The sequence below is a fragment of the Bifidobacterium castoris genome (assembly GCF_003952025.1).
GTDB lineage: Bacteria > Actinomycetota > Actinomycetes > Actinomycetales > Bifidobacteriaceae > Bifidobacterium > Bifidobacterium castoris.
This window is the reverse complement of the sequence record NZ_QXGI01000002.1, coordinates 62,657-87,849: the sequence shown is the minus strand read 5'-3', so window position 1 is coordinate 87,849 and position 25,193 is coordinate 62,657. Positions and strand designations below refer to the sequence as shown.

Sequence of the window (25,193 nt, the reverse complement as noted above, 5' to 3'; positions counted from 1 at the left end):
AAACGCTCAGTTCCATTCCGCAGGCCAGTTGTCCGGCTTGGGCAATTCTTCCAGTGGAGGCAGCGATTCCACGATGTCCAGAGTGCGTATGCTCACCCTGATGACCTTGCGTACAAGGTCGACGATATAACGCGGATCACTGGAATACAGATTCGGATCGTTGACAATGCCGGTCTTCTTATCGGTACGTACCTGATAACGGTCGATGATCCAATCGAGTGCGCTCTTGCCATTCACGATGTACTGGTACGCACGCGTAGGGATCTCTTGGAAGGTCAGGCGCTCCGCGACCTGCAACACAGTCGGATCCTTGATTTTCTTACCGGACTCGGGATCTTTGATCTTATTTGGATACCGCATCTTCTCGGTACGTCCAGGATTGGCGCTGTCACCGACCTCGACTACCGGATAGGGATCCGCATGCTCATAGTCCAAATGCAGCTGAGCGAGTTCCCTACCGGCTTTCATGAACGCTTTGAAATCCTTCGCAAGTGGGATGCGAGGCAGTTCCTTGTTCAGGTTGTTCTCGAAGCGTGTGCGGTATTCCGGCGAATGCAGGACGCCATACATATAGTAGAAGATGTCTTCCTTGCTGATGCGCATGTCCGGATACGCTTCACGGAACACCTGCAACCCGGTATTGGTGATGGCATCATGGCGCACATACTGCGCCTTCTTCCGCGTTGCCTTATCGCCCAAGTCAAGCAGCGACTGCTCGGCTTCCGGAGCATTGGGATCCTCAAACAAAGCACCTTGCGCCTCGTCTGCAGGGACGTCGATTTCAACTTGCTCATACCAATACAACGGGAAGCACTGGCCGTGGTGATTCAGTTCCAGATCCGGAAGTAAATCTGAAATGATTACGCCACGCTCACCAATGTTTATCACCTTGTTTTCAAAGCAAGGAGTGTAGTACTGTTGGAGCGTCATTTCGTTCGCCGAATTTTCAGTCTCCACGTTTTTAGGCAAAGAGGATGAACCAGGGGTTGTTGGAGCGTCCTTTCGCCCGCTCGCTTCCGCGAGCGGGAAAATTCGGGGTTGTTGGAGCGTCATTTCGTTCATGTATTTATCAAAATATACATATTCTTTACAGAATGGGCGATACATTTCTACAGTAAATCCGCCAAAGTTAACAGGGATATGGAAGCCCTGTTCAGCATAATCCTTCACACGTCTCGTCCAACTGAATCGTGCAAAATCCTGAGGCAGATGAACACCATCTGCAGTAAAGGCGTCAGCAGCGGCATTCGTGGCGTGAATTAGCTCTCTCATATTAGCCACTACCGAAGAAAGTGAGAAATTGATTGCCCATGCATCACGCTGAGTTTTCAAGCCCCCAGAATAAGTCGCGAATAATCCCAACGGTCGCTTATACTTCCCTAGCCCCAACGGAACAAAGTTCTGATATGAGTCATCACGTTGGTTCAGCCAATCTCCATGCTCGTCCGGCGTGAGAATAGTCCATTCAGGATCTTGTTCCACCGCCTCCTTAAGTATGTTCAACTTCTCATCACGACTTAGGTAATCACCGATATTCCTGTAGTGGATCACGCCATGCTCTTCAGAGGCAGGGTTCTTCACCAGCATCGTGATGGTTATCGTAGTTCTCGTGCCTGAGTCAAATACGTTATCGGCCTCTTTACGGCGTTCTTCACCTTGACCACGAGCATTGCCTCGTAGGTTATATACATAGATGGAGTTGAATTCTTCGGCAAAGGAGCGTCGTACGCCTGCTCCTGAGGCGCTGGTGAGCCATCCGCCGTTGGACACGAAGCAGATGATGCCGGTATCGCCGATACGGTCGGATGCCCATCGGAATGCGCGGATGTAGTGGTCGTAAAGCGAATTGTTGAGCGTCGCATCGGAATTGGCCACGTATGTTTCTTCGATGTTGGCGTCGAGTGTTTCATATTTGGTGTTCTGATTACCCGTGTTGTCCGTATCGCCCGCACGATATGGGGGATTCCCGACGATGATGCGGATGGGAGTGGCGAGCTGTTTGCGTACGCGTTCGGTGTTGTCCGTGAACACGGTGTCATCGAGCGTGTTGCTTTCCTCGCTCATTTGGAATGTGTCGGTGAGCAACGCTCCGGGGAAGTTGGCGTAGTCTCCTCCGTGGCGTTGGTGGTAGGACTGTTCGATATTGATGTCCATGATCGTGGCGGCCAGCGGCACGATCTCGTTGGAGTGCAGGTCATGCGTGTACTTGTATTCGAGTTGCTCGTCGGGGATCAGGCTGGTGTCTTCGATCAGGCGGCAGATGTAGGTGCCGGTGCCGGCGAACCCGTCGAGGACGTGCACGCCCTGGTCGCCGAGCTGCTGGCCGAATTCACGGGCGAGGGCGCGTTGGACCATGTGCAACTGCGCGTCCACAACCTCGACTGGCGTGTAGACGATGCCGAGTTCGTTGGCGGTGTCCTTGAACACCTTGGTGAAGAACTCGTTGTAGATCTCCTTGATCAGGTTCTGTTTGGCGATGTCGGTGGTCAGCTGCATCGCGGCGATCTTCACGGAGGAGTACAGGTCGCGCAAGGTCGGGTCGTCGATGCTTTGGGACAGGCCAGCCGTGTAGAGTTCGTCCATCACGGTGTCGAGCGCGTGCATGACCGGGTTGTTGTCAATGACGGCGCGATCGGTGAACAGGGTCTCAAAAATCGGTTTGGTGATCTCGTGCTGGGCGAGCACTGTGATGGCCTGCATGTCCGTATAGGCGGGGTTGAGGCTGTCTCGCAGACCTTGCAGATAGCGTTCGAACGCATCTTTCGCGGGGCCGTCCTGCACAATGCGGGCGATCTGCTCGGCGCGGGCGGCTGCGATGTGGGCGATGTCGTCGGTCCATTCGCCCCAATAGATCTTCGTGCCGCATTTGCGTACGATCTGTGCGTTGATGGCTTTCGCCATTTCGGCGAGCTCGTAATCCAATTCGCCTTGCACGTCTTCCACGGCATTGGTGTCGCGCTCGTCCGGTTCCTGTCCGGCATCGCCAATGTGGTCCTCGGCGCCGACATGCGAGGTGCGGCGGGTTTTTCTGCGGTTGAGGCGCAAACGGTTTTCGTCGAGGACCTCGACCTCGACGATGTGGCGCAACGCGTCGGTATCACCCAACGAGGCGGCGTTGATGATGGCTTCGAGGCGTTCGTCGTGGCTACGCAACGCACGCACGACCTGCCAGACGGTCTCGTAAGCGCCCGAGGACAGGATCTTGTCGGGGTCGCCGCCGAGGGGCACGACCACGGGGACGATGATGTACCCGTACTGTTTGCCGGGGGCGCGGCGCATGACACGTCCAACGGATTGGATGATGTCCACTTTGCTTTTGCGCGCGCTCAGGTAGATTACCGCGTCCAGATCGGGCACGTCGATACCTTCGGCCAGGCAGCGTGCATTCGACAGGATTCGACATTCGTTGGCAGGGGTATCGGCAGAGAGCCAGTCGAGTCTGTCGGCACGCATCTGTGCGTCCATCGTGCCATCTACGTGTTTGATGTCAACAGTCACAATGCCATTCGCATGGATTGTTGCCGCGTTTTCACTGGTGTCCTCCAGCGATTTGGTGTAGTCGTCGATGACGGTCTGGAACTTATCGGTTAGGCTCTTGGAATCCTTGATGGACGCGGAGAACGCAATCGCATGATGCAACACTCGGTCGGATTCGTCATCGCCCACGGTGGTCTCAGCATGCCGGCCGCGTGTGGCAAGGTCGGCGACGGAGGTGGAGTGACGACGATCGAACATCGCCTTCCAGCAGCCGACAAATTTGGCGGCGTCTGATAGAGGAATCGGCGCATTCTCCCGACTGTATTCCTCCTGCATTGCGCGACCCATCTGGTCCTCACCGACCTGCATGATGACGATCTTGTAGTCCGTGAGCAATCCAGCCGCAACGGCTTTACCGAATGTGAGTCTGTAGGCAACCCTGCCATAAACCCGTTCGTTGTCCATGCTTGCGATTTCTACAGCACCATCAGCGGCTTTGTTCTTCGCACCTTCGCCATAGATGCGCGGCGTGGCCGTCATGTACAGACGCTTCTTGCCATGGATGAAGTCATTATCATGCACACGCTGGAAGGCACCTTCGCCATCCATAACCCCCGTTGTGCGGTGTGCTTCGTCGCATACGATTAAATCAAAATCAGGTAGACCTAGCTTCTGCGCCTCGTGAATCACGTCAATGGACTGATACGTGGAGAACACCACGTTCAGAGCGGTCGGCTTGGGAGAGAATCGGCTGGCCACGGTTTCTGCGCTTGTAGTGGCTGGGAACGGAATGTCAGATAACTGGCCGTAGGCTTCTTCCGAGACCTTGCTCGCCTTGGCATCAGAACATACCACGTATACGTTGATATGACCGCGGGTCTGGTTGACCCAATCGCGCATCGATTGGCTTACCAGTGAGATTGATGGGGCGAGGAATAATACCGTACCCCCCCCCGTGCCAGGATACTGCTCACACAAACGCAAAGCAGTCAGCGTCTTACCGGTACCGCAGGCCATAATCAGCGAGCAACGGTCATGATCCGCCAGTTCTTGTTTGACGGCCTCAATCGCCTCGACCTGATGCGGACGCGGATCATAGGTGGTACGCGCACCAGCTCGCGATCCGGCCTCAAACGCACCCCAGTCAAGATTAGCGCGCCTCATCGTGTCGAGATCCAGACGAACTATATCTCGATCCGAATGATCATTTATATAATTCTCAAGTGTCTTGGTAACCGCTGGCGCAGTATCCGCAATCATAAAATGCCCATAGTGGTCGTCCACCAAAGCGTTCATGAAGAATGTGGACACATCACGCTCAGACAGTTTCTTCTCCGTATAACACTTCGCTTGAATAGCCCAATACGAACCATCCTCGTCCAATGCGACAAGATCGATGCCCATATCTGCATGCCCACGGCGCAGTTCTTCAGGCGCATCATCCCACATCCACACTTCAGCGAGGCGTTCCACCCATGATGGATCGTTCTCGAGGAACCATTTGACGATTCGTTCGAACCGAGTTCCTTGCTGTCGAGTATCTACGGATTCATTAACGATACACGCAAACAGATCATCGACGCGGGACCTATCCTCATCTTCACGATACTCAGCCGCCATTGCCTTATATCCCTTTCAAACCTGTTCCATGAGAACATCTCCGATAAGCATTCCTACACTAACACGGCATCGTAGAACGACTTCGAATCCGTTGTACAAGTGCTATCCTGAACTCATTCAGTGGCGAAAACCGAGGATTGTTCCAACTTTGGGCATGTCGAAGGATTCATATTCTGCAGAAACGCTCGCTGAATCTTCATTTTGTTTTCTGAACTAGGCTTTATGATGGCCTGCAAAGTGAAAATGCGATAGAGGGTTCGAAAGCAATAGCTTTCGGACCCTCTACTACTATTGCAACACTCCCAATTGGGGTTATAGGCCAAATGCGGTTAAGCAACAAAATGCGTGCCTAGCTGACAAGAATCTGAAACATGCTCCAGCCAGCATCATATTATCGCAGTGGACCTCATACCACGCAAGTCAAAGGAGGCACCCATGGCAACAGGCGTGCTCTACGTGATGTCGACGGTCGTATCGGGATTGATCAAGATCGGCAAGACGACGACGGATCGTTTCGACGGTCGCATGTACGAGCTTGAGCACAACGGGTACCGCAACGTGACGGGGTTGCGGCGCAGGTTCGCGATTGAGGTCGAGGATTACGACGAGAAGGAACGTATGCTCGACGATATCTTCTCGAAGGCGCGCGTCCCCGGATCCGAATTGTTCGCACTTGACATCAATCTGGCGATCGAACTGCTCTCGTCATTCGAAGGTCGTCAAATCTATCCGAGGTCTAGTACGGAATCCAAAAGCAAAGTCTTCGATGACGCAGCGAAAAACCATCAGGAACACACCGACATCCAGAACATCCCCGAAGGTATCTATTATCTCGACAGAAAACGTCCGCCGTTGCATGTGGAGATGGTCGTCGAGGATGACATGCTCACGATACGCGCGGGGCAGCGAGTGGCCGAACATGACAGCGACAGCATAGGCGACCGCGCACGCGAACTGCGGCGCAGCAACGTTGCCGCTGATGGCACCGTGCGCACGGACGTGCACTTCAGTTCGCCCTCGCAGGCCGCAGCGTTCTCGACCGGACATGCATGCAACGGCTGGGCACAGTGGAAAACGGCAGACGGTCGAGCAATCGATGTCTTCCGTACACGTCAGAACTCTTTGCCGCAATCGTTGCAGTGATGACTCGGCATGGGACGGTCGAACTCGATCTCACAACCACCCAGCGCCACTTTGCCTTCGTCAAGCTTGCGCCGCAGTTCCGCGTCGAACACGGACATGCCGTACATGATGCCCGCAATTGTATTGTGGGCACGCCGCGAGCGCCGCACCCGTATTCTTACGCTGCGCGAACAGCCGTCGCGCGACTGCGCGCACTGCGGCATCGCGCGACGCTCACGCCACCTCAGCGACGCGCAACCGCATACTTCGTGGCATCGCGCGACGTAACCATTACCCCTCAGCGTCCAGCGTCACCACACACTGCGGCATCGCACGACGCCAGCACCACCCAACCGACCAGCGATACCGCCCGGCATTCCATTCGGAGAAACGAGACGCAGACTCACCGCCACGATTGCTTCATCATGCAGATTCGGCATCCTCGAACGGGTGGCCGGAGGCATCCAATCACCTCTTTGCAAACGATGTCGTCCTTGAGTGTGAAATTTGCACATGTTTTAGGCGCATCCTTTACGCCTTCGGCTCGAAAATCGCTTTATTCGCCAAGCTCAAAACTGGTATTCCAACGGCTCTACGTCAAGGCTCCCTTTCTGACATAACACGTCAAATACGATGATTACGATGTCATCGGTCTAATTCAACGAATCTTTTGCCGCTGCATTTCACATAAGATTCCAAATCACTGCACAGGGCGTTTCCGCAAACGGTTGCACAATGACCGCGCACCAAAGCGGTATTGCCTCGCCCTGAGGAAGGCGTCTGAACCGACGGCGCATTCCCCGCATCCAGCGGGCAGGACCGCAGCGTCGCATCATGCGGCGCACAACCGAAGATCTCTTCATGGAAGAAGATCCCTTCACAGAAAAGGAGACAGCGGACATGACACCCCTGTCCAAGAGCGCCGGTCTGCGCACCGAAGCCAACCGTCGCCCGACGATAAGCCGACTCCTCACGAGGACGGCCGCCAGCATCGCGGCCGCCGCGACGCTCATCGGAGGCCTTGCCGTCGGCGCGTCAAGCGCGCAGGCGGCCACGACGACGAGCTATGACCGCACGCTCGGCAACGCGCAGTTCGAGGCGGCGCGCACCCAGAACGGGCTGGCCAAGGAAATGAACTATGGCTCGATCCTGCACGCCTGGATGTGGTCGTTCAACACAATGAAGGAACACATGGCCGAGATCGCGGACGCCGGCTATACGTCGATCCAGACGTCGCCGATCAGCGTCATCAAAGGCCCCATGCAGGGCAAGCAGTTCACGGAGAACTGGTACTACGTCTACCAGCCGGCCGGCACCTCGATCGGCAATTCGGTCGTCGGCTCTGAAGACGACCTCAAGGCCATGACCGCCGAAGCCCATAAGTACGGCATCCGAGTCATCGTGGACGCCGTCATCAACCATTTCACCTCCGACTGGAACGCCATCGAACCAAGCTGGCAAGACTCAAGCCTGTTCCACACGAAAACCGAAGGCGGCTGCGGGGACAACGGCACTGCAATCAATTACAGCGACCGTTGGCAGGTGACCCATTGCCACCTGCTCGGCCTATGGGACCTCAACACCGAGAACCAGGAGGTCGGCAACCGCATGCAGAGCTTCCTCAAGGAGGCGGTGGCCGACGGCGTGGACGGCTTCCGCTACGATGCCGCCAAGCACATCGAACTGCCTGACGAGTTCGGCACACACTCCCCGTATTTCGACACCATCCTCGACAACGGCGCCCAATACCAGTACGGCGAAGTGCTGCAGGGCGACGCCGGCCTCAACGTGGCTGCCTACCCCGCGCTCTTCGAGAAGTATTCAAGCAACGGCGGCGGCAACACTGCCTCGAACTATGGCGGCACACTGCGCAGCGCGCTCAACAGCAAGAACCTCAACGCCGGCAATCTGACCAGCCTGCAGGGTCAGGGCGTGCAGGACGACCAGCTCGTCACCTGGGTCGAATCGCACGACACCTACGCGAACGGCGACAAGCAATCCACCGGCATGACCTCCTGGCAGATCCGCATGGGCTGGGGCGTCATCGGCGCCCGTGCAGGCGGCGCGCCGCTCTTCTTCAACCGTCCGGTCGGCTCCGGAGGCACGAACGCGCAGTTCGCGGAGCAGTCCCAGCTCGGCGACGCCGGCGATGACGAATGGAAGAGCCCCGAGGTCAAGTGGGTCAACAAGTTCCGCAACGCAATGGAAGGCAACGCGGAGTACCTGCGTAACTGCCAGGCGGACAACTGCCTGATGATCGAACGCTACAAGTCCGACGGCAACAGCGCGAACGACGGCGTGGTCGTGGTCAACATGGACGGCGACAAGAACCTCACCGGACTCGACACCACACTCGACGACGGCACTTACACCGATCAGGTCAACGGCGGCACCATCACCGTCGCGAACAAGAAGATCACCTCCGGCTCCGTGAAGAGCGGCAAGGTGAGCGTGTTCTACAACACCGACACCGCCCCCGTGGATCCTGTGGATCCCGTCGACCCTGTTGATCCGACTCCGGCCGCCACGACCACGGTCTACTACCCGAGCTCGAAGTTCGGCGCGGACTCGACGTATCTGCACTGGCGCTTCGCCGACGGAGGCTCCTGGACCACCGCACCGGGTGTCAAGATGACCGCCGCGTGCGACGGCTACGTCTCGTACGCGATCGAGAATCCGAACAGCCGTCCAATCGAGTTCGTCTTCACGAACGGGTCAGGTCAGTGGGACAACAAAAACGGCGTCTCCGGACAGAACTACACGGCTACCGGTACGAGTGTGGTGGTGACCGACAACTCCGGAAACTACAGCACCGTCGCCCCATGCACGGCGTGACGCGCATGCAGCAACAGCCACGGCGCGACGCATAGCGACTGCGCATCTATCTGGGGGCTGCACGTCCAACAGCGTGCAGGCCCCATTGCTTTGCATGCAGCCACCATGCGCACACCGACGGCAAATCGAATACACCGATGAGAAACGCTTCACACAGGAACAGGAACAGGAACAGGAACAGGAACAGGAACATGCACTGTTCGCATCCATGGGGCGGCAGTCGGCGCAGTATCCGAAACAGCGGCGGCGTCATCGGCGCCCGTGATCATGATTGGCCGCACCGCGCATAATCGCCATGCACGGCGCGGCCAATCATGAGTGCTCAGTCGAGGATCAGATACGACTTGATCGTCTTGCGCTCGTCCATCGCCTCGTAGGCGGCTTGGATGTCGTCGAGGCGGAACTCAGCGGTGAACACCCTGCCGGGGTTGATGTCCGCGTTGAGCACGGCGTCGAGCAGCACCGATTTGTCGTAGGTGGTGACCGACGCGGGACCGCCGTAGACGCCGACGTTCTGGTAGAACGTGCCTTCGCCGCTGATCTGCTGACCATGCGGCAGACCGACGCGGCCGATCAAGGCGCCTGGACGCGCCACCGACATGGCCTCCTGGAACGAGGCATCCGTGCCGACGCATTCGAGCACGGCATCGGCGCCGCCATCGCTGATCTCCAGCAGCTTCGCGACGCCTTCTTCGCCACGCTCGGCGACGTTGTCGGTCGCGCCGAACTCCTGCGCGAGCGCGCGGCGGTCGTCGTGACGGCTTGTCGAGATGATGCGCTTGGCGCCCATCATCTTCGCGGCGATGATCGCGCACAGGCCGACGGCGCCGTCGCCGAGCACGATGACGGCGTCACCCGGCTTGACCTGCGCGGTGTGGGCGGCATGATAGCCGGTCGCCATCACGTCGGACAGCGTCAGCAGGCTCTTGAGCATGCCTTCGCTGTAGTCCTCCGGCCGTCCCGGGACTTTCACGAGCGCCCACTGCGCATGCTGGAAACGGATGTACTGACCCTGCGCACCCATCGAGAAATTATCGGGATGCGCCATGCAGGAACCGTCGAAGCCGGCGCGGCAGGCACGGCACCGGCCGCAGCCGTGCGTGAACGGCGCAATGACGAAATCGCCGGGCTTGACCGACGTGATGGCGTCGCCGACCTGCTCGACGATGCCGATGGCCTCATGCCCCGAGTTCTCCGAATGCTCCTCGGTCTGGTTGATGCCGCGGAAGGGCCACAGGTCCGATCCGCACACGCATGCGCGCACGACGCGGATGATCGCATCGTCCGGCTGTTCGACCGTAGGCTTCGGCGCCTCCTCGACGGCCATGTGGCGCGCCGACTCGAAAATTGCAGTCTTCATCGAATTCGCCATGATATTCGTCCTTCCTTCAGATGCTTGGCTAACGCCGGCCGCAGCCGATGCGTCGCCGTTCCCAGCATCCCACAGTCACACCATGCGGGCAACTGCGTTGCGCCGCGGGCGGCAATACCCCTCACGCCATCATGGATGCACTTCAATCTGCGATGGCGCCGGCAGACGGAATACGCCCAAGGCATTGCATTCCTTATCAAACTGCGCGCGGTTGTCTCCGCTCAGATCGAGCTGTCGTTCCGGAATCGCGATCAACAGGGAGTCGGGATAGACAAGACCCGTCTTTTCCTCCTTGACGATCACACAGCCGACGCGACGTAGATCGGCCGCGGTGAAACGAATCAACGTGAGCCGGTCGGCCGTCAGGTAGCGGCGCAGCCAGTTGTAGAGGAAATCGAGCATCGCGCCGGAAGGTGCGTTCGGTAACGGCAACAGCGGCATATGCGTCACGCGCAGGTCGGACAGATAATAGAACGACATGTCATCGACGGATCTCAGGGTCACCATGCGCGCGCCGTCGGCATAGGCCATGAATCGCCGCTCCAATACGGAGAAATACTGCGAGTAGAAGACGAACGGCATGACGACCATCGCCACCATCGACACGAATCCGAGGAAGATGTGGCCATGCTCGCCGAGTTGGTAGGTCAACACGATGAGGGCGCCGAACAGCACCGGGAACAGCAGATTCACGAGCACGAAGCCGGGTTTCCCGCGCAGCCTGACAATCGCCGCGACGCCGTTGCTGATCCGCTGCGATTCCGCCGACGAATCCGTCCGCGGCACCTGTGTCTTGCGCGAAAAATACACGAAGAACGGGGAGCCGAGCACCGCGAACAACGCGGCGATGAACATGATCACGATGACCGGATAACTCCACTCACCGAGATCGTTGAACACCGCGATGACGAGGAACACGAAATCCACGAGCGCGAGGCACCAACCGACGAGCTGCCAGAACAAATACGGATGCCGCTGCAAAAAACTCATGTTGCCGCCTTTCCCGCCTCTTCGCCGCACGGTATCCCTCCAGCATAAAGACAGGCAGCGGTGAAACGACGGTCATATCTCAACAGCCGTCAGCGCTGCGACGGAGAGCAGCGCGGATTGACGGGTAACCGCCCAGGCACTGACCGACGCCGTAGCATAGCGAAGGTGTCCGGCGCAGACTGCACCTGCACCGATCGCTATCTGCACCCTCAGCGAACATGTCCGGTGCAGACTGCATCCAACCAGCGCACAACCGGCCACTTCAGCGAACGCGATTGCCGCAACCTGCACCCACCCCAATCACAACCGACCCATACATCGCACCCGAGCGCGCCCAACCGCACACCCCGGTTCTCACCGACGCGTCACGCCGACGCACGGCGCCAGATACCTGCCAGTCACGCTGAGCGGGTTCGCGGCGACCTGCGTCGGCGTGCCGACGGCCACGATCTCGCCTCCGTTTTCGCCGCCGCCGGGACCCATGTCGATGATCCAGTCGGCGTTCGCGATCATATCGAGGTCGTGTTCAATGACGAGCACGCTCGCACCATGATCGATGAGCTTCTGGAAGACGCCGATCAACGTGCATACGTCGAGCGGATGCAGCCCGATCGTTGGCTCGTCGAAGACGAACAACGTCCCCTCCTGCGCGCGTCCCATTTCGCTCGCGAGCTTGAGCCGCTGCGCCTCGCCTCCGGACAGCGCCGGCGTGCTCTCGCCCAACGTCAGGTAGCCGATGCCGAGTTCGTGCAGCGTCGCCAGTTTCGTATGGATGCGCTTCTGATCCGCGAACGCGTCCATCGCCTCGTCAACCGTCATCGCGAGCGCGTCCGGCAGCGACACCGCGTTGCCGCCGTACTTCGGCGTCCACGTGATCTCACCCGCCTGGTCGCCGTAGCGAGCGCCGTGGCAGTCGGGACAGTCGATGTCCACGTCGGGCAGGAACTGCACGTCGAGCGTGATCTGCCCGGTGCCGTCGCACGTCGGGCAGCGCAGCGAGCCGGTGTTGTAGGAGAACGCGCCCGCCTTCAGGCCGCGCGCCTTCGCCGCGTCGGTGCGCGCGTACAGTCGCCGCAGGTCGTCGAGGATGCCGCTGTAGGTGGCGACGGTCGAGCGCACGTTGGCGCCGATCGGTGTCGCGTCGATCATCGTGACGCGTTCGATGCCCCGAGCGTCGAGTGCGCGCACATGGTTGGGTAGTTGTTCGTCGGCGATATTCGCGCTGAGCGCGGGCACGAGGCTTTCGAGGACGAGCGTCGTCTTGCCGGACCCGGAGACGCCGGTGACGACGGTGAGCCGATGCCTCGGCACATGCGCGTCCAATGCGTGCACGGTGTGCAGCGGAGCCGTCGCAATCGTGATGTCCCCTTCGCTGAACATGCCGTCGGCGGCCGTCTGCGGACGCACGATGCGTGCACGTTCGCTTGCGAGGAACGGGCCGATGAGCGAACGCGGATCGTCTTCGACGTCGTCCACCGCGCCCTGCGCGATCACGGTGCCGCCGTGCGCGCCGGCGCCGGGTCCCATTTCGATGATCCAGTCGACGTCACGCAGCACACGCGCGTCATGGTCGACGACGACGACGGTGTTGCCTTGCGCCTTGAGGTCGCGCATGACTCCGATCAGACCGTCGACGTTCGCCGGATGCAGACCGATCGACGGTTCGTCGAGCACATACATCGCGCCTGTCAGTTCGCTGCGCACGGCGCGCGCGAGCTGGATGCGCTGACGCTCGCCGGTCGACAACGTGGAGCCGGCTCGGTCGAGCGTGAGGTAGCCGAGGCCGAGTTCGAGCAGACGACGCGCAGTGCGCGTGAATTCGTCGACGATCGTCTGCGCCATCTCGCGCATGTCGTCCGGCATCGTCGCGGGCACCGTGCGCACCCATGCCGCGAGGTCGTCGAGCTGCATCGCGCACTGTTCGGGCAGCGTCCTGCCGTCGACGGGCAATGTACGCGCGCGTTCGTTGAGCCGTGTGCCGTGGCAGTCGGGGCATCGTTCCTCTTTGATGAACGGCTCGACGCGCTTGAGCGCCTTCGCGTCCTTCGCCTTGTCGAGCGCGTTGAGCACGGTGCGTTCGGCGCTGAAATACGTGAAGTCGAGTTCGCCGGCGCGGTTCAGTTTCTTCGAGTGGTACAGGATGTGCCTTTTTTCGGCGGGACCGTGCAGCACGATCTCCTTCTCATGGTCGGTGAGGTCCTTGTACGGGATGTCGGTGCGCACGCCCATTTCGCGGCACACGTCGACCATGATCGACCACATCAGCGAACGCCACGGCGCCACCGCTCCCTGCTCGATCGTCAGATTCGGGTCGGCGATCAACGTCGACCCGTCCACCATGCGCACGATGCCGGTTCCCGAACATGCCGGGCATGCGCCACCCGAGTTGAACGCGAGATCCTCGGCGCCGAGCGGCTGCACCCGTTCGCCGCACACCGGGCAGATGATCGGCCGTTCGAGCGCGACGTTCGGCGTCGGATCGAGCATATGGCCGTTTGGGCAGCTGTAGTTGCCGAGACGGGACGTCATCAGCCGCAGACTGTTGAGCAGCTCGCTCATCGTGCCGACGGTGCTGCGGATGCCGGGAACGCTCGGACGCTGATGCAACGCGAGCGCCGGCGGCACATGTTCGATCGCGTCGATCTTCGCCTCGCCGCTCTGCGCGATGCGTCGACGCGTGTATGTGGACAGCCCCTCGAGATACCGCCGTGACCCCTCCGCGTAGAGCACGCCGAGCGCGAGCGACGATTTGCCCGAACCGGAGACGCCGGCGACGGCGACCATCTCGCCGATCGGCACCCGCACGTCCACCCGTTTGAGATTGTGCACGCGCGCGCCGGTGATATCGATCGTCTGTGCCATGCCGCCGCTTCCCTCCGCCAATGTCTGCCCGCCTATGTCTGCCGTTCGCTCGATGATTCGTCGCATCGACGACGCATGGCTTGCTGCCACCGTCCGATGCCGCTATTGTCGAGCGTAAGACGCGCGCATGCGCTCCGCCGTGAGCACACTCGCACGCCCAGCCGCCATGAATGACGCGGCGACGGCGAACACCGACGCCCGCCGTGCTCCTCGGATGACGCGTCCGCCGATCGACGCACGCGCGCGGACGGCGACCGCGTCCATGCGAATCCATGCGAACCAACAGCATTCTTTGAGCTTTTGCCATCGGTTTTCCAAGATGCGCGCCATATCATAAAGCCGTCGGCTCAAGGAATACGCGAACCGAGATAACTGAACATCTCCTTTTTCTTTCTCTCTCAGTGTCCGGCCGGGGCCACGGATAACGTGGCCCCGGCCCTTTCTTTTTCTTTTGCCGACGTCGATCGACGGCGCCCCGGCGTTGCGGCTTCATGATCCGCGTGGCCATGAAGGTCGGCGCATGGTGCTTATGCAGGTCGCCTTCGCCGTTCGGGTCCCCATGCAATGCGCGCAGCACGAATCCGGCCTCGAGTTGGCCGCCGATCTGCTCGTCGAGCGTATGCGAGAACCGCATGCCACAATCCGCGTCGAGCAGCATCTGCCGCGCGCGTTCGTCGTGGAGGGTATTGAACGGCAGCGTATACGTCAGCGTCGTCTCGTCGTCGTCGAAGATGTAGTTGACGCCGTTGTCATAGCCGCCGATGAGCGAGCCGCCGGGTTGAGCACACGGAAGCACTCGCGGAACACCGGGCGCAACTGTTCGATGTAGCAGTTCGAGACCGGATTGATGATCAGGTCAAAGCTTTCATCCTCGAACGGCAGCGTTTCCTCATATCCGCCTGGACCACGTCGATCTCGTAACCGTCGCGTTGCGCGACCTCGGTCTCCCGTTCGCATTGGCGCGACGAATAATCGAGCACGTGCACTGCGCGCCGAGCGCCGTCATGATCGGCATCTGCTGCACGCCACCGCTCGCCAGTCCCAGCACACGTTTGCCGCGCACATCGCCGACCCATTCGTGGGAACCGGCTTCGTGGGGGTGAGCAGAATGTCCCATTCGCCGTTGCACGCGCTTTCGCAGGTCTCGTGCGAGATCGGCATGCCCCATTGCCAGCCTTCATCGACCTACCGGCCGATCGTCCTCGCGTTCTCGTTTTGGTAATCTTCCATGGTCACTCCCGCCCACGGTTGCGTGCATCGATGATGCACGTCGCAGTAATCATTCCTGGTCGATCAACGCAATGAGCGCATCGGCCTGATTGCGCATCGAAGCCTTCGCCGCGTCGTCAAGTTCAAGCCTATCGCTGATGAACATCTCACGGCTCAACGCCACACCGGTGAACGTCGCCGGGGCGATGCACATCTTCAGCGCCTTAAGCACCGGCAGCCACGTCGCGAAGCAGTCACGCGCACAGCTCGCGCCGGCGGCTCCGCTCATCGTCATCATCTTGCCGACGATCGGCGACAGGGAGCCATCCTCCATCGGCCGCGACAGCCAATCGAACAGATTCTTGAGAGGCCCCGGCATGCCGTGGTTGTATTCGGGTGTCACGACCCAGATCGCGTCGGCCTCGGCGACCTCGGTGCGCACCGCCGCCACCGGTTCCGGAGTCGGGAATTCCTCATCCTGGTTGAACATCGGCACCTCATGCCAGTCGAGCATGTGCACGTTCGCGCGGTCGGCGAGCTCGCCGGCGGCGAACTGCGCGAGCTGCCTGTTGAACGATTTCTTGCGCAGCGATCCGACGATCATCAGCACGGTGGGCAGGCTGCCGTCATGCTCCTCGATGCGCACCTCATTGATCGATTCCATCCTTGGATTCCTTTCGTATGCTCACGTCGTATACTCATGGCCGACCGATGGCTGAATGGCCGTATTATCGACCATCGCATCGCGCACAGGCAACCCACTTACGCCCTCAGCTGACTGTGTGTCGACGACCATATCCCGCCCCCCTCATCACAGTCACACTGTCACATCACTATCACTGATACTGTGAATGACAGTGAGGCGTTATGGCAACCCTCATTCAACGTTTCAGAGTTCCCATCTCCACTCTTCTTAGTCTCCGCCATCATCGCACCAATCCCACTCCGCCGATGTTGACCCTCACATCATGTCAGGCAATAGCGTGGCAGTCATGCGAACGAGTCCAGAACAAACGGCAGCGCACGGCGCGATGCTGACGATCGGCGAAACGGCGTCGCTGTGCGCGGTCAGCGCACGGATGCTGCGCCATCGGGAATCGGTCGGCCTGCTGCACCCAGAACGGGACGGCAACGGTTATCGGCTGTATGGCGAGCACGACATCGCACATATCCGACGGATCCGGCTGTACCGCGACCCCGAACCCAACGTCGAACAGATCGGCGCCATCCTCGGGCAGCCGACGAAGGAGACGGTCGCATTGCTGCGCATGCACCGCGACAGCATCGAGCAGCGCATCCCCCGGTGCAGGAGACGCTGCAGGGCATCGACGCACCGAGCGGGCACGCGCGGCGCAACGCCGCATCAATGAAATCAACAGACAAGGAAGACGACATGCAGCAGCAAGCGGATCTCGATGCCATGCAGGCGGTCGAACGCGAACTCGCGCAGGCGATGCGGCAGGGAGTCGACGCATGCATGCCAGGAGAGACTCAGGGCCGCCACGATGTCACATTCAACGCCGCGCTCAACGCTGTACTTGCGGCGCTTCGAAGATCGTGCAGCGGTTGAGCTCGCGGCGCAGCTCCTTCCACTCAGGCAACGCGTCGCTCATCCTCGCCTGGAAGCCGGCGCCATGCCCATGCTCCCACAGATGCGTCATCTCATGAACGAGCACGTATTCGAGGAACTTGGGATCCATTAATCCGAGCTGCAGGTTCAGGCGGATCCGCGACGTCTTCGGCGTGCACGACCCCCACCGCGACGTCATCGCACGCACGGTGATCTTCGACGGCGAACGTCCGATGATCGGCGCCCATTTCTCCACAAGCGCCGGAATCCGCTGTTCGATCGAGCGTCGTGCCTTCTCGACGTACTGTTCGTTCCACGTGAAACTAGCGGCGGCATCGGTTGTTTCGCGTGCGACGGAGACTTCGGTTCCAGTGGCGGCGATCGACGGCGACGGCACCGAAGGATCCACGTTCGCCGACGCGAAGGTGCGCGACCGCGCGGCAGCCATCTTGCGCAGCGCATCGTCGATCCACTCGCGACGGTCGCGCACGAAATCGACGATCGCCCGTTCGGGCATACGCGCGGGGGCGGTCACTTCGATGGCGCCATACGGCGGCTTGATGCGCAGGTACATGTTGCGGTTGTTCTTGCGCAGCACCGCCACTTGCAATCCGTCGACGTTGAGCGTCTCGCGCGAGATCAGCGCACGCTGCGACGGCGCGGAAAACGAACGGGCGCGAGGCATTCCACGAAAAGACATACGAGCATTATCAACGAGTATTCGGACATATGTTCGAATGCACTCCAAGCGAATGACGTCCTCGCAGCGGCACAATCACCCCCCCCCCCCGAAAAGACTCCGCGACGACAATGCACAGGCGCCGGAGAGACGCCGCGCGCCGTCAGCCCCCTCGAGCACGCGCGCGAACGACCACGATTCGGTGCGAAACAAGCACACGACCAACAACGACACGCCGAATGGCAATCAATTTGCACAAGTACACCCCGAAGTGTATTCTCTTTATCTGTTGCGTCTAGCGCAATCGAATCGGGCCCGTAGCTCAGGTGGTTAGAGCGCATCCCTGATAAGGATGAGGTCGGAGGTTCAAGTCCTCCCGGGCCCACGTGGGGAGCATTCTCACGTGTTCCCCCGTTCGGGGCTATAGCGCAGCTGGTAGCGCATCTGCTTTGCAAGCAGAGGGTCCCCGGTTCGAACCCGGGTAGCTCCACTCGCGGTAACCGTTGAAAACATTGGGTTTTCAGCGGTTTTTCTGTTTTCTGCCTGAGGGCATTTCAAGGCCAAGAATGGCCGTTTTAGGCACATTTACGCAGCACAAGTGTTGCAAAGTCGCCGCCGCGACACGCGGTGTTTTCAAGGGCGGAGAGGTCCCGGCAAAAACACAAGTGCTGCAAGCGGCTTGAATGGATGTGCCGAACATGGGAAAGCGAAGTTTTGGAACTATCCGCAAGATGCGTTCAGGGGCGTTTTCAGGCTTGCTACAAGGTAAGCGAAGAGATCTTCTACGCGCCCGATACATTCGAGACATGTTCGGCGGCTAGCGAGTGGCTAGCTAATGTGCGCTCTTCAATCTTGCGGCATGAGTGGATAAACCCGAACATGCCCTCGACGATGCGCAGGATCCCCACGGCATCCGCGTTGCTGCGCGCTCCGACCGGACTGTGATCCACATAGCCCTGCGCCACGAGATCCATCACACGGTCATAATCGTGATCGACGTATCCCGCGGTGAAGAACTCGCGCACCACTGCCGCCGCGGTTGTTGTATCCATCGTCATACCGTCCATCCTGGCTTTATGTGCAATCGGTATCCCTATACGCGCATCCCTCACCTGTCCGCGCCGCCGTGGGCATACGGGGCCGTCAGCGTCGGCGCCGTCTCCTCCAGAATCGGGTCGCATGAGGCATGGTTGGTCTCCGGATACGTGAGTTCAATCGTGCTGATGGCCTTCTCCCCGATGACCTCCCTCACGTAATGCACGTCGCCGTCCTGCGCCCAGGTGGCGACCATGACGTCGCCTTCGACAAGACTGTAGCTGACGTCATGATCGCTCTTGTACATCGCGAGCTGCTGCTGCGGCGTCGTGCCCAGAACGTTATGCATCGCGCTGACGGTGATGCGCATGTCCAGATCCTTGTTCACGAATGTCCGGCCGTCGCCGTTGTCCGGGGCGGGCGTCACGATCGCGAAATCCTCGGGGATCCGCACGCCGAATCCGTAGCGCGCGTTGATGTATTCCCGTTTGCCGTCCTTCGGGTAGGACAGCCAATCACCATTGATGTTCTCGCCGTCGGCACGCGTAGACGAAGTCGTCGATTCCTGATCGTCGTTCGTCCGCTGCGCCTTGCGCGCCTCCTCTTCGGCCGTCTGCTGCTCCTGTTTGCGTTTCTCCTCGGCGGCAGCATCGGCGGCTTGCTCATCAGCCTTCTGCTGCGCCTTGCGCGACGCCTTCACCGCCTCGGCCGCCTCAGCGACGGCCTGCGCGTCCTTGCGCTGTGCATCGGCCCGCGAGCGCGCCTGCTGCGTCACGTAGTCGAGCACGTCCTTATGCGCGTCCGCCGCGCAGGTCAGCCCGCTTTTGTCTCCGGAGAGCTTGTGATAGCGATCGATTGCATCTTTGAGTTCCTTGACTGTATCCTCGTCGGCCACATCATCAGCCGACAACGTTTCCAGTTCATGCGCCTCATCGACTTCCCGTTGTGTGGCCGCATACTGGTCCTCGAGTTCCCGCACGGCGGCGTTGCAGGACTCGCGTGCTTGCGCCAATTCCGATTGATGCCGCCGATTCCAGATGAAACCACCGACCGTCCCAATGACGATGACGACGGCCACGATGATTGCCGTGATGATGACGGCCTTTCCGGCGCCACGCGCATGCCGGCCGTCATGAGGCGGTTCAGGTTGCGGCGCCGGAGCCGGCACATTCACGACCGGCGGCGGGGACTGTGCGGCCGGCGCCGACGGTGCAGGCGGCACTGACGGCACGAAGGTAGCCGTCTCATCCATGAAGGACGTCATGCCCGTCGCGACCCGCGTCCGATCAGGCATCGGCACAGCCTCAAGCGGCATCCCACAATTCGTGCAGACCGCGGCATCCGCCGAGACGTTCATGCCGCAATTCGGGCACGATTCCCATTCCGACTGCACCATCCTTGTACCCTTCTCTATCCGTTCGCCGCCTGCTCACCACGACAACCTCCGCTCCTTCCCGCCAATATACCGCCGTTCCAACCCGTCAGGCATCCGACGTTCCACCACAGGTCGTCCGTCTTCGTCCCACTCCATCGACCGCCTCGACGGTCCCACCCGCAAAAGACCCCGTTTGCGTCCCGATCCGCCGAACCGCCCGACGAGCCGGGCCGCACCCCAGCGCAACCACCTCCCCCCGCAACGGCATTCTCAGGAGATGGACTTGCAACCCCGCTCCGCTCCGCTCCTATGCCACAATCTTCATCATTTACAACACCGAACATTCGTACAAGCAGAGGCCGGGCATGCATAACCCAAGAAAGGCGCCGGCAACCATCATGAGCACCAGCACAGTCAGTTCCCCGCGGTCATGCAAGCGCAATCTTCTGCTGGCCGTCGTCACGACGATCATCACCGCCCTCCTCCTCGGCTTCACCGGCACCGTCATCCTCGCCGGCATCGCGAACGGCGGCCGTGACGCGCGCATGGCCTACCGCACGCTCGACTACGACGTGACCGTGGAGGACGACGGCAGCCTGCGCATCGTTGAAACGGTCGACGTGCGGCTTGACAAGCAGAAGAACCGCAAGCCGTGGCGTCAGATCTACCAACGTTACACGCTCGACTCCAACCAGCTGACCGGCATCAGCGGCATCTCGGTGGAGCATCTCGACACCGGCGACATCTACACGCAGGGCGACATCGTACAGCCGAAGGAAGTGAACCGCGCACACAGCTGGAACAGCGAGCATGCCGGCACCTGGTACATCGCGAACGTCGAGAATCCGAAGTCGAAGCAGTCGCCGCTGACCGAGTACGCATCGATCACGTCTACCGACAACGTGGCCGATCCGCATAGGCAGACGGTGGAGATCGGCTGGAACATCCCTGAGACGAAAAGCGCGTCGAGCATGCGTTTCCGCGTCGAAATGACCTTCGACAACGTCGCGACCTCCTACGACGACGTCACGAAGTTCCAATGGGAGCCCGTGTCGAAGGACAACTCGGTGCCGATCGGTACGCTCACCGCGCGCGTGCACTATCCGCAGACGCTCGATGACGCGGATTCGTGGGCGTGGCTGCATTTCGAGGGGCCTGATTCGTCGATTAGCCGCATCGACGACGGTTTCGAGTTCGGCGCGCACAACGTCCGCTCGCGCATGTACGTCGACTATCTGAGCATGGCCGCGAACGATGTCACGCCGTACGTCATGCGCACGGCGGACACGGCGACGAAGGATGCGACGATCGCCGCCGAAGCGCAGGCGCGCATCGATTGGGACAGCAAACGCACACGCGACGCCCGGCTCACAATCGCAGGCATCGCCATCGGCGCCGCGCTGTGGCTCTTCTGCGTCGTCATGATGGTTCTGCAATACCTGCGCATCCTGCGCGGCATCCGCTACCGCGGCCCGATCGAATACTGGCGCGGCGCGCCGGAGATCAGCCCGGCCGCGGCGGCGCGGCTGTACAACATCGTCGTCGACTACGGCAACGGCGAGGCCGCGACGGCGCCGGCGATGGCGGCCACGCTGATGGCGCTCGTCAACAAACACATCATCGCCGTCTTCCCCGGCGAGGTCTCGCTGTACGACGGCAGGGACGGGCAGCCGCCGATCGATCTGACGTCGGCTACGCCTTCGATGGCGATGGCACGGCTCAACATGCTTGATGAGGGACATCGGCGCAAGGCGATGAAACGGTGCACCTTCGTACTGCTGCCCGCCGCATTCGACCAACGGGACCCCTACACGACGCAGCTGTGCGCGTCCGAGCGCGCCCTGCTCGACATCCTGCTGGAGATCGGCGAGCGCACGGGCGGCAACGTCTTCGACACGAAGCAGATGAACAAGACGGTGCGCAAATGGAAGCAGGCGCGCAAGCGATTCCGGCAGTTCACGCAGACCTGCCGCGGCGAGCTGCAGCATGCGCATGCCGTCAAGGTGTCCGACCGCAGGCTGCACTGGTGGGGAGCCGGCGCGACTGCGGCGTTGCTGTTCGTCTGCGTGCTGCTGTGCTTCGGCGTCGGCGAGGTCGTGCTCACCGGCATCGTCGCCTGCGCCGCGTTGGCGTTGACGCTGTTCCCGCTGATTCGTGCGCCGAAATACACGCTCGATCCGCAGGGCGAGGAAGTCGCCGGGCAGGTGGAGGGATTGGCGCGCTATCTGCTCGATTTCAGCCGTTTCGAGGACCGCACGATGCTCGATGTGACGCTGTGGGGCGAATATCTGGTCTATGCGACGGCCTTCGGCATTTCGAAGGACGTCGTCGCGCAGTTCGCGAGCGCCGCCGCCGAGCTGTGCGACGACGCATGGCTCGACGCGCATGCCGACATGGCGCCGGTCCTCTACTGGTCGATGCGCACGACGACGATGCCCGGCTCCGCATTCGCGAACGATGGCGGCGCGGGCGCCGGAAGCGCGTCGTTCTTCGATTTCGGCGCGCAAATGGGTTCCAATTTCTCATCGATGATGTCGGCGGCCTCGGGTGGCGGATCATCATCGGGCAGCGGTTTCGGTGGTGGCGGAGGCGGCGCAGGCGGCGGTTCGTTCGGCGGCCGCTGACGGTGCCCGCTGCCGCGCGAGGGGATTCCTCGCGCTGATCGTTATGCATGCGTCTTGTCGGCCCCGCTCTGGCCCCGCGCGCGTCGGTTCCTCGCACCCAGAGGACGCGGGATCGGATCCATGGGTCAGCGGCGCCCGCGCGGAGATCCCCCACCCCGTATGCGACTTTGGTCTATGCGTGCTTTCCCTGTCCCCTATGCCCGATTACGATATGAGCAGGCGCCCGGGTTGTAAGGCGCCTGCTCATGCAATGCGGTCGCATATGCGACCGGTACGGCGGAACGTGGTTACTACTTGGTTTCGGGAGCTGCCGTGACCGTGGCGGTGTTCTGCTGCGCGGCGAGCGAGTTGCGGATGTCCTGCAGCAGGATGACCGTCTGCTCTTCGGGGCTCAGGTCGGGCTCGGAGGCGGCGACGTCCTCGTCGTTCTTCTTCATCTTCGCCATCGCCTTCTCGCTCATGTCGCGCAGCTTGTTGATCGGCACGACGATGCAGAAGTAGACGGCGGCGGCGATGATCAGGAAGTTGAGCAGCGCGTTGAGCACGGAGCCGAAGGAGATGACCGAATTCTCGCCGGCCCAGTTGGTGATCGTCCAGTTCCACGTCTTGCTCAGGTCCGGCTTGCCGAAGATGGCGGCGACGAGCGGATTGATGATGCTGTTCACGAGCGCGTTGACGATGCTCGTGACCGCGGCGCCCATGACGACGCCGACCGCCATGTCGACCATATTGCCGCGCGCAATGAATTTCTTGAATCCGTCCAACATGATGCTGACTCCTTTTCAGTGTTCCGACGGGTGGCGGCGGCCATCCGTCGCCGCTCCGCCTCCTCACGACACGGGGAAGGGCGGGAATCGGCACAGTGACGGCCACGTATTGTCATAGTAAGCGACTCGATAGCGGGAGCATATCCATATCGGCGTAATCGCCGCCGAATTTCCGCGTTACGCGCATTGTCCGCCAGTGTACGCAACAATTCCGGATTCATGAGGCCGCCGGCTCCCGATCATGCGGCGCAAGCCGGGGCGCCGGCATCCGCCGACGGCTTGTCCGGCGCATCGCGAACAGCACGGCCGTCGTCGGCGGCGACGCGCCTACAATGGCGACGACGCCGCGCGGAACGCACACGTCGCATCATCCCATCGAAAGGGAGCCCATGACCGACAACAACCATCAGGAGCGTCTGATCACGCGCGATGTGGCGCTCATCATGGCGGCCACGTTCTTCTTCATGACGGCGAGCATGATGAGCGGCCCGATCATCGCCGGCTTCGCGCACACGCTCGGCGCGAACGGCGCATTGATGGGGTTCATCGCCGGCGCGTTGTCGCTGGCCGCGCTGTTCTGCCGCCCGGTCGCCGGACGCCTGTCCGACCGTACGAGCAAACGCGTGCTCGCGGTCGTCGGCGGCGCGCTGTACCTGATCACGAACGTCTGGTACGCGTATGCGTCGAATCCGGCGTCGCTGCTCGCCGCACGCATCGTCAACGGCGTCGGTTTCGCCTGCATCTCGGTGTGCCTGTCCACATGGCTGTCGACGCTGCTGCCGCTGTCGCGCATGGGCGCCGGCATGGGATTGTACGGGACGATGAACGCGTTGGCGCAGGCCTTCGGCCCCGATCTGGGCATCCGCATCTCGAAGGCGGTGAGCTACCGCGCCGCGTTCCTGACGGCGTCGGCGATGGCGGTGCTCGTCGTCGTCTGCGTGCTGTGCATCAGGGACGCCGGCCGCCCGTATGCAGCGCGCACCGCGCAACCGGCCCGTGAAGGACGCCGTCCGCGGCTGAGCGCGCTTTTCGAGCCGAAGGTGATTCCGATCGCGCTGATCTTCATGATGTTCGGCATCCCCTATTTCGCGAACCAGTCGTTCATCGTCGACTACGCCGCCCGCATGCAGGTGCCGTTCGGCGTCTCCGTGTTCTTCCCGATCTACGCGCTCGTGCTGCTCGCCGTCCGCATCGCGCTGCGCAACTGGTTCGATACGAAGTCCTTCCTGTTCTTCCTGACGCTGTGCACGGTCGGCGACGTCGTGATGCTGCTGTCGCTCGCCCACCTGCGCAGTTTCTGGATGCTCGCGTTGGCGGCCATCATGACGGCCGGCGGCTACGGTCTGATGAGCTCGGTCACGCAGGCGAAGGCCGTGCTCATCGCCGGCAAGGCGCGCAGCGGCATGGCGAACACGACCTACTACGCCGGCATCGATCTGGGCATGTTCCTCGGCCCGCTCATCGGCGGCCTGCTGTTCGGCGGCGTCCCGATCGTCTGGTTCTATCCCGCGCTGCTCGTCACGATGCCGATCGCGTGGGCGATCTATCTGCCGTTCCGCCGCACGATCAACGGCGCGTCGCCGCGATCCTGACCGTTGCGTCCGAATTTCCCGTCGTCTGCGCCCAATCGGGATGACGTGACGAATGACAGCGTTG

19 protein-coding genes, 2 tRNA genes and 1 pseudogene are annotated in these 25,193 nt (G+C 60.9%); 8 read left to right on the top strand and 14 right to left on the bottom strand.

Annotated features, from left to right (window positions below):
• Positions 1 to 6: 6 nt before the first annotated feature.
• Positions 7 to 5,097: a type ISP restriction/modification enzyme gene (locus tag D2E22_RS02585; protein ID WP_126031577.1), complete on the bottom strand. Its 5,091-nt coding sequence runs from the start codon at positions 5,095 to 5,097 to the stop codon at positions 7 to 9.
• 435 nt (positions 5,098 to 5,532) lie between these two features.
• On the opposite strand from D2E22_RS02585, the gene D2E22_RS02580 reads away from it, so the two are divergent.
• Positions 5,533 to 6,240, top strand: coding sequence for a DUF4357 domain-containing protein (locus tag D2E22_RS02580; protein ID WP_126031576.1), 708 nt, complete (start codon positions 5,533 to 5,535; stop codon positions 6,238 to 6,240).
• Here the strand turns inward: D2E22_RS02580 and D2E22_RS10470 are convergent.
• On the bottom strand, positions 6,210 to 6,347 hold the full coding sequence (locus D2E22_RS10470; protein ID WP_164518391.1) for a hypothetical protein: 138 nt from the start codon (positions 6,345 to 6,347) through the stop codon (positions 6,210 to 6,212). The genes D2E22_RS02580 and D2E22_RS10470 overlap by 31 nt on opposite strands.
• A gap of 772 nt (positions 6,348 to 7,119) precedes the next feature.
• Here D2E22_RS10470 and D2E22_RS02575 point away from each other — a divergent pair.
• The gene (locus tag D2E22_RS02575) at positions 7,120 to 9,054 is read left to right on the top strand and encodes an alpha-amylase family glycosyl hydrolase (RefSeq protein WP_241218137.1); all 1,935 of its coding nucleotides are present in this window, start codon (positions 7,120 to 7,122) and stop codon (positions 9,052 to 9,054) included.
• Positions 9,055 to 9,100: 46 nt separating this feature from the next.
• Here D2E22_RS02575 and D2E22_RS02570 read toward each other — a convergent pair whose 3' ends face one another.
• The 7 genes from D2E22_RS02570 to D2E22_RS02545 form a co-directional block, all read right to left on the bottom strand.
• Positions 9,101 to 9,307 (bottom strand): hypothetical protein, encoded by a 207-nt coding sequence (locus D2E22_RS02570; RefSeq protein WP_126031574.1) that lies wholly within the window; start codon positions 9,305 to 9,307, stop codon positions 9,101 to 9,103.
• Positions 9,308 to 9,376: 69 nt separating this feature from the next.
• Positions 9,377 to 10,426 (bottom strand): zinc-binding dehydrogenase, encoded by a 1,050-nt coding sequence (locus D2E22_RS02565; RefSeq protein ID WP_206431339.1) that lies wholly within the window; start codon positions 10,424 to 10,426, stop codon positions 9,377 to 9,379.
• 129 nt (positions 10,427 to 10,555) lie between these two features.
• Positions 10,556 to 11,416: a hypothetical protein gene (locus D2E22_RS02560; RefSeq protein ID WP_126031573.1), complete on the bottom strand. Its 861-nt coding sequence runs from the start codon at positions 11,414 to 11,416 to the stop codon at positions 10,556 to 10,558.
• Between the two features lie 354 nt (positions 11,417 to 11,770).
• A complete protein-coding gene (locus D2E22_RS02555) occupies positions 11,771 to 14,278 on the bottom strand; it encodes an excinuclease ABC subunit UvrA (RefSeq protein WP_126031572.1) in 2,508 nt (835 codons plus the stop codon).
• Between the two features lie 331 nt (positions 14,279 to 14,609).
• Positions 14,610 to 15,074: a hypothetical protein gene (locus tag D2E22_RS11040; RefSeq protein WP_241218179.1), complete on the bottom strand. Its 465-nt coding sequence runs from the start codon at positions 15,072 to 15,074 to the stop codon at positions 14,610 to 14,612.
• Positions 14,984 to 15,235 (bottom strand): methyltransferase domain-containing protein, encoded by a 252-nt coding sequence (locus D2E22_RS11035; protein ID WP_241218136.1) that lies wholly within the window; start codon positions 15,233 to 15,235, stop codon positions 14,984 to 14,986. The genes D2E22_RS11040 and D2E22_RS11035 overlap by 91 nt, the downstream gene beginning before the upstream one ends.
• Before the next feature lie 322 nt (positions 15,236 to 15,557).
• Positions 15,558 to 16,151, bottom strand: coding sequence for an NADPH-dependent FMN reductase (locus D2E22_RS02545; protein WP_126031571.1), 594 nt, complete (start codon positions 16,149 to 16,151; stop codon positions 15,558 to 15,560).
• Between the two features lie 328 nt (positions 16,152 to 16,479).
• Here D2E22_RS02545 and D2E22_RS02540 point away from each other — a divergent pair, with 328 nt between their 5' ends.
• The gene (locus D2E22_RS02540; protein ID WP_164518390.1) at positions 16,480 to 16,857 is read left to right on the top strand and encodes a MerR family DNA-binding transcriptional regulator; all 378 of its coding nucleotides are present in this window, start codon (positions 16,480 to 16,482) and stop codon (positions 16,855 to 16,857) included.
• Positions 16,858 to 16,880: 23 nt separating this feature from the next.
• On the top strand, positions 16,881 to 17,057 hold the full coding sequence (locus D2E22_RS10465; protein WP_164518389.1) for a hypothetical protein: 177 nt from the start codon (positions 16,881 to 16,883) through the stop codon (positions 17,055 to 17,057).
• Here D2E22_RS10465 and D2E22_RS02535 read toward each other — a convergent pair.
• Positions 17,014 to 17,757, bottom strand: a complete 744-nt coding sequence (locus D2E22_RS02535; protein ID WP_126031569.1) for a M48 family metallopeptidase — start codon at positions 17,755 to 17,757, stop codon at positions 17,014 to 17,016. The genes D2E22_RS10465 and D2E22_RS02535 overlap by 44 nt on opposite strands.
• A gap of 290 nt (positions 17,758 to 18,047) precedes the next feature.
• Between D2E22_RS02535 and D2E22_RS02530 the strand changes: the two genes are divergently transcribed.
• Both D2E22_RS02530 and D2E22_RS02525 read left to right on the top strand, forming a co-directional pair.
• Positions 18,048 to 18,121 (top strand) — tRNA-Ile (locus tag D2E22_RS02530).
• Positions 18,122 to 18,153: 32 nt separating this feature from the next.
• Positions 18,154 to 18,226 (top strand) — tRNA-Ala (locus tag D2E22_RS02525).
• 292 nt (positions 18,227 to 18,518) lie between these two features.
• Here the strand turns inward: D2E22_RS02525 and D2E22_RS02520 are convergent.
• The 3 genes and pseudogenes from D2E22_RS02520 to D2E22_RS10950 all read right to left on the bottom strand — a co-directional run.
• Positions 18,519 to 18,794, bottom strand: coding sequence for a nuclear transport factor 2 family protein (locus D2E22_RS02520; protein ID WP_126031568.1), 276 nt, complete (start codon positions 18,792 to 18,794; stop codon positions 18,519 to 18,521).
• Between the two features lie 50 nt (positions 18,795 to 18,844).
• A complete protein-coding gene (locus D2E22_RS02515) occupies positions 18,845 to 20,023 on the bottom strand; it encodes a hypothetical protein (protein WP_241218135.1) in 1,179 nt (392 codons plus the stop codon).
• 60 nt (positions 20,024 to 20,083) lie between these two features.
• Positions 20,084 to 20,167: pseudogene (locus tag D2E22_RS10950) on the bottom strand (zinc ribbon domain-containing protein); the annotation flags it as partial.
• A gap of 377 nt (positions 20,168 to 20,544) precedes the next feature.
• Here D2E22_RS10950 and D2E22_RS02510 point away from each other — a divergent pair.
• A complete protein-coding gene (locus D2E22_RS02510) occupies positions 20,545 to 22,770 on the top strand; it encodes a DUF2207 domain-containing protein (protein ID WP_164518388.1) in 2,226 nt (741 codons plus the stop codon).
• Positions 22,771 to 23,060: 290 nt separating this feature from the next.
• On the opposite strand, the gene mscL is transcribed toward D2E22_RS02510, so the two are convergent.
• Positions 23,061 to 23,537: a large conductance mechanosensitive channel protein MscL gene (gene mscL, locus D2E22_RS02505; RefSeq protein ID WP_126031565.1), complete on the bottom strand. Its 477-nt coding sequence runs from the start codon at positions 23,535 to 23,537 to the stop codon at positions 23,061 to 23,063.
• 389 nt (positions 23,538 to 23,926) lie between these two features.
• Here mscL and D2E22_RS02500 point away from each other — a divergent pair, with 389 nt between their 5' ends.
• Entirely contained in the window at positions 23,927 to 25,129 is a 1,203-nt protein-coding gene (locus tag D2E22_RS02500) for an MFS transporter (RefSeq protein WP_241218134.1), read from the top strand.
• The last annotated feature ends 64 nt before the right edge of the window (positions 25,130 to 25,193 follow it).

What these genes read in the sequence shown, in the direction of transcription:
- D2E22_RS02585 (WP_126031577.1), bottom strand. Translation starts at nt 5,097, where the DNA reads ATGGCGGCTGAGTATCGTGAAGATGAGGATAGGTCCCGCGTCGATGAT.
- D2E22_RS02580 (WP_126031576.1), top strand. Translation starts at nt 5,533, where the DNA reads ATGGCAACAGGCGTGCTCTACGTGATGTCGACGGTCGTATCGGGATTG.
- D2E22_RS10470 (WP_164518391.1), bottom strand. Translation starts at nt 6,347, where the DNA reads ATGTACGGCATGTCCGTGTTCGACGCGGAACTGCGGCGCAAGCTTGAC.
- D2E22_RS02575 (WP_241218137.1), top strand. Translation starts at nt 7,120, where the DNA reads ATGACACCCCTGTCCAAGAGCGCCGGTCTGCGCACCGAAGCCAACCGT.
- D2E22_RS02570 (WP_126031574.1), bottom strand. Translation starts at nt 9,307, where the DNA reads ATGACGCCGCCGCTGTTTCGGATACTGCGCCGACTGCCGCCCCATGGA.
- D2E22_RS02565 (WP_206431339.1), bottom strand. Translation starts at nt 10,426, where the DNA reads ATGGCGAATTCGATGAAGACTGCAATTTTCGAGTCGGCGCGCCACATG.
- D2E22_RS02560 (WP_126031573.1), bottom strand. Translation starts at nt 11,416, where the DNA reads ATGAGTTTTTTGCAGCGGCATCCGTATTTGTTCTGGCAGCTCGTCGGT.
- D2E22_RS02555 (WP_126031572.1), bottom strand. Translation starts at nt 14,278, where the DNA reads ATGGCACAGACGATCGATATCACCGGCGCGCGCGTGCACAATCTCAAA.
- D2E22_RS11035 (WP_241218136.1), bottom strand. Translation starts at nt 15,235, where the DNA reads ATGCGAACGGGAGACCGAGGTCGCGCAACGCGACGGTTACGAGATCGA.
- D2E22_RS02545 (WP_126031571.1), bottom strand. Translation starts at nt 16,151, where the DNA reads ATGGAATCGATCAATGAGGTGCGCATCGAGGAGCATGACGGCAGCCTG.
- D2E22_RS02540 (WP_164518390.1), top strand. Translation starts at nt 16,480, where the DNA reads ATGCGAACGAGTCCAGAACAAACGGCAGCGCACGGCGCGATGCTGACG.
- D2E22_RS10465 (WP_164518389.1), top strand. Translation starts at nt 16,881, where the DNA reads ATGCAGCAGCAAGCGGATCTCGATGCCATGCAGGCGGTCGAACGCGAA.
- D2E22_RS02535 (WP_126031569.1), bottom strand. Translation starts at nt 17,757, where the DNA reads ATGTCTTTTCGTGGAATGCCTCGCGCCCGTTCGTTTTCCGCGCCGTCG.
- D2E22_RS02520 (WP_126031568.1), bottom strand. Translation starts at nt 18,794, where the DNA reads ATGACGATGGATACAACAACCGCGGCGGCAGTGGTGCGCGAGTTCTTC.
- D2E22_RS02515 (WP_241218135.1), bottom strand. Translation starts at nt 20,023, where the DNA reads ATGGATGAGACGGCTACCTTCGTGCCGTCAGTGCCGCCTGCACCGTCG.
- D2E22_RS02510 (WP_164518388.1), top strand. Translation starts at nt 20,545, where the DNA reads ATGAGCACCAGCACAGTCAGTTCCCCGCGGTCATGCAAGCGCAATCTT.
- mscL (WP_126031565.1), bottom strand. Translation starts at nt 23,537, where the DNA reads ATGTTGGACGGATTCAAGAAATTCATTGCGCGCGGCAATATGGTCGAC.
- D2E22_RS02500 (WP_241218134.1), top strand. Translation starts at nt 23,927, where the DNA reads ATGACCGACAACAACCATCAGGAGCGTCTGATCACGCGCGATGTGGCG.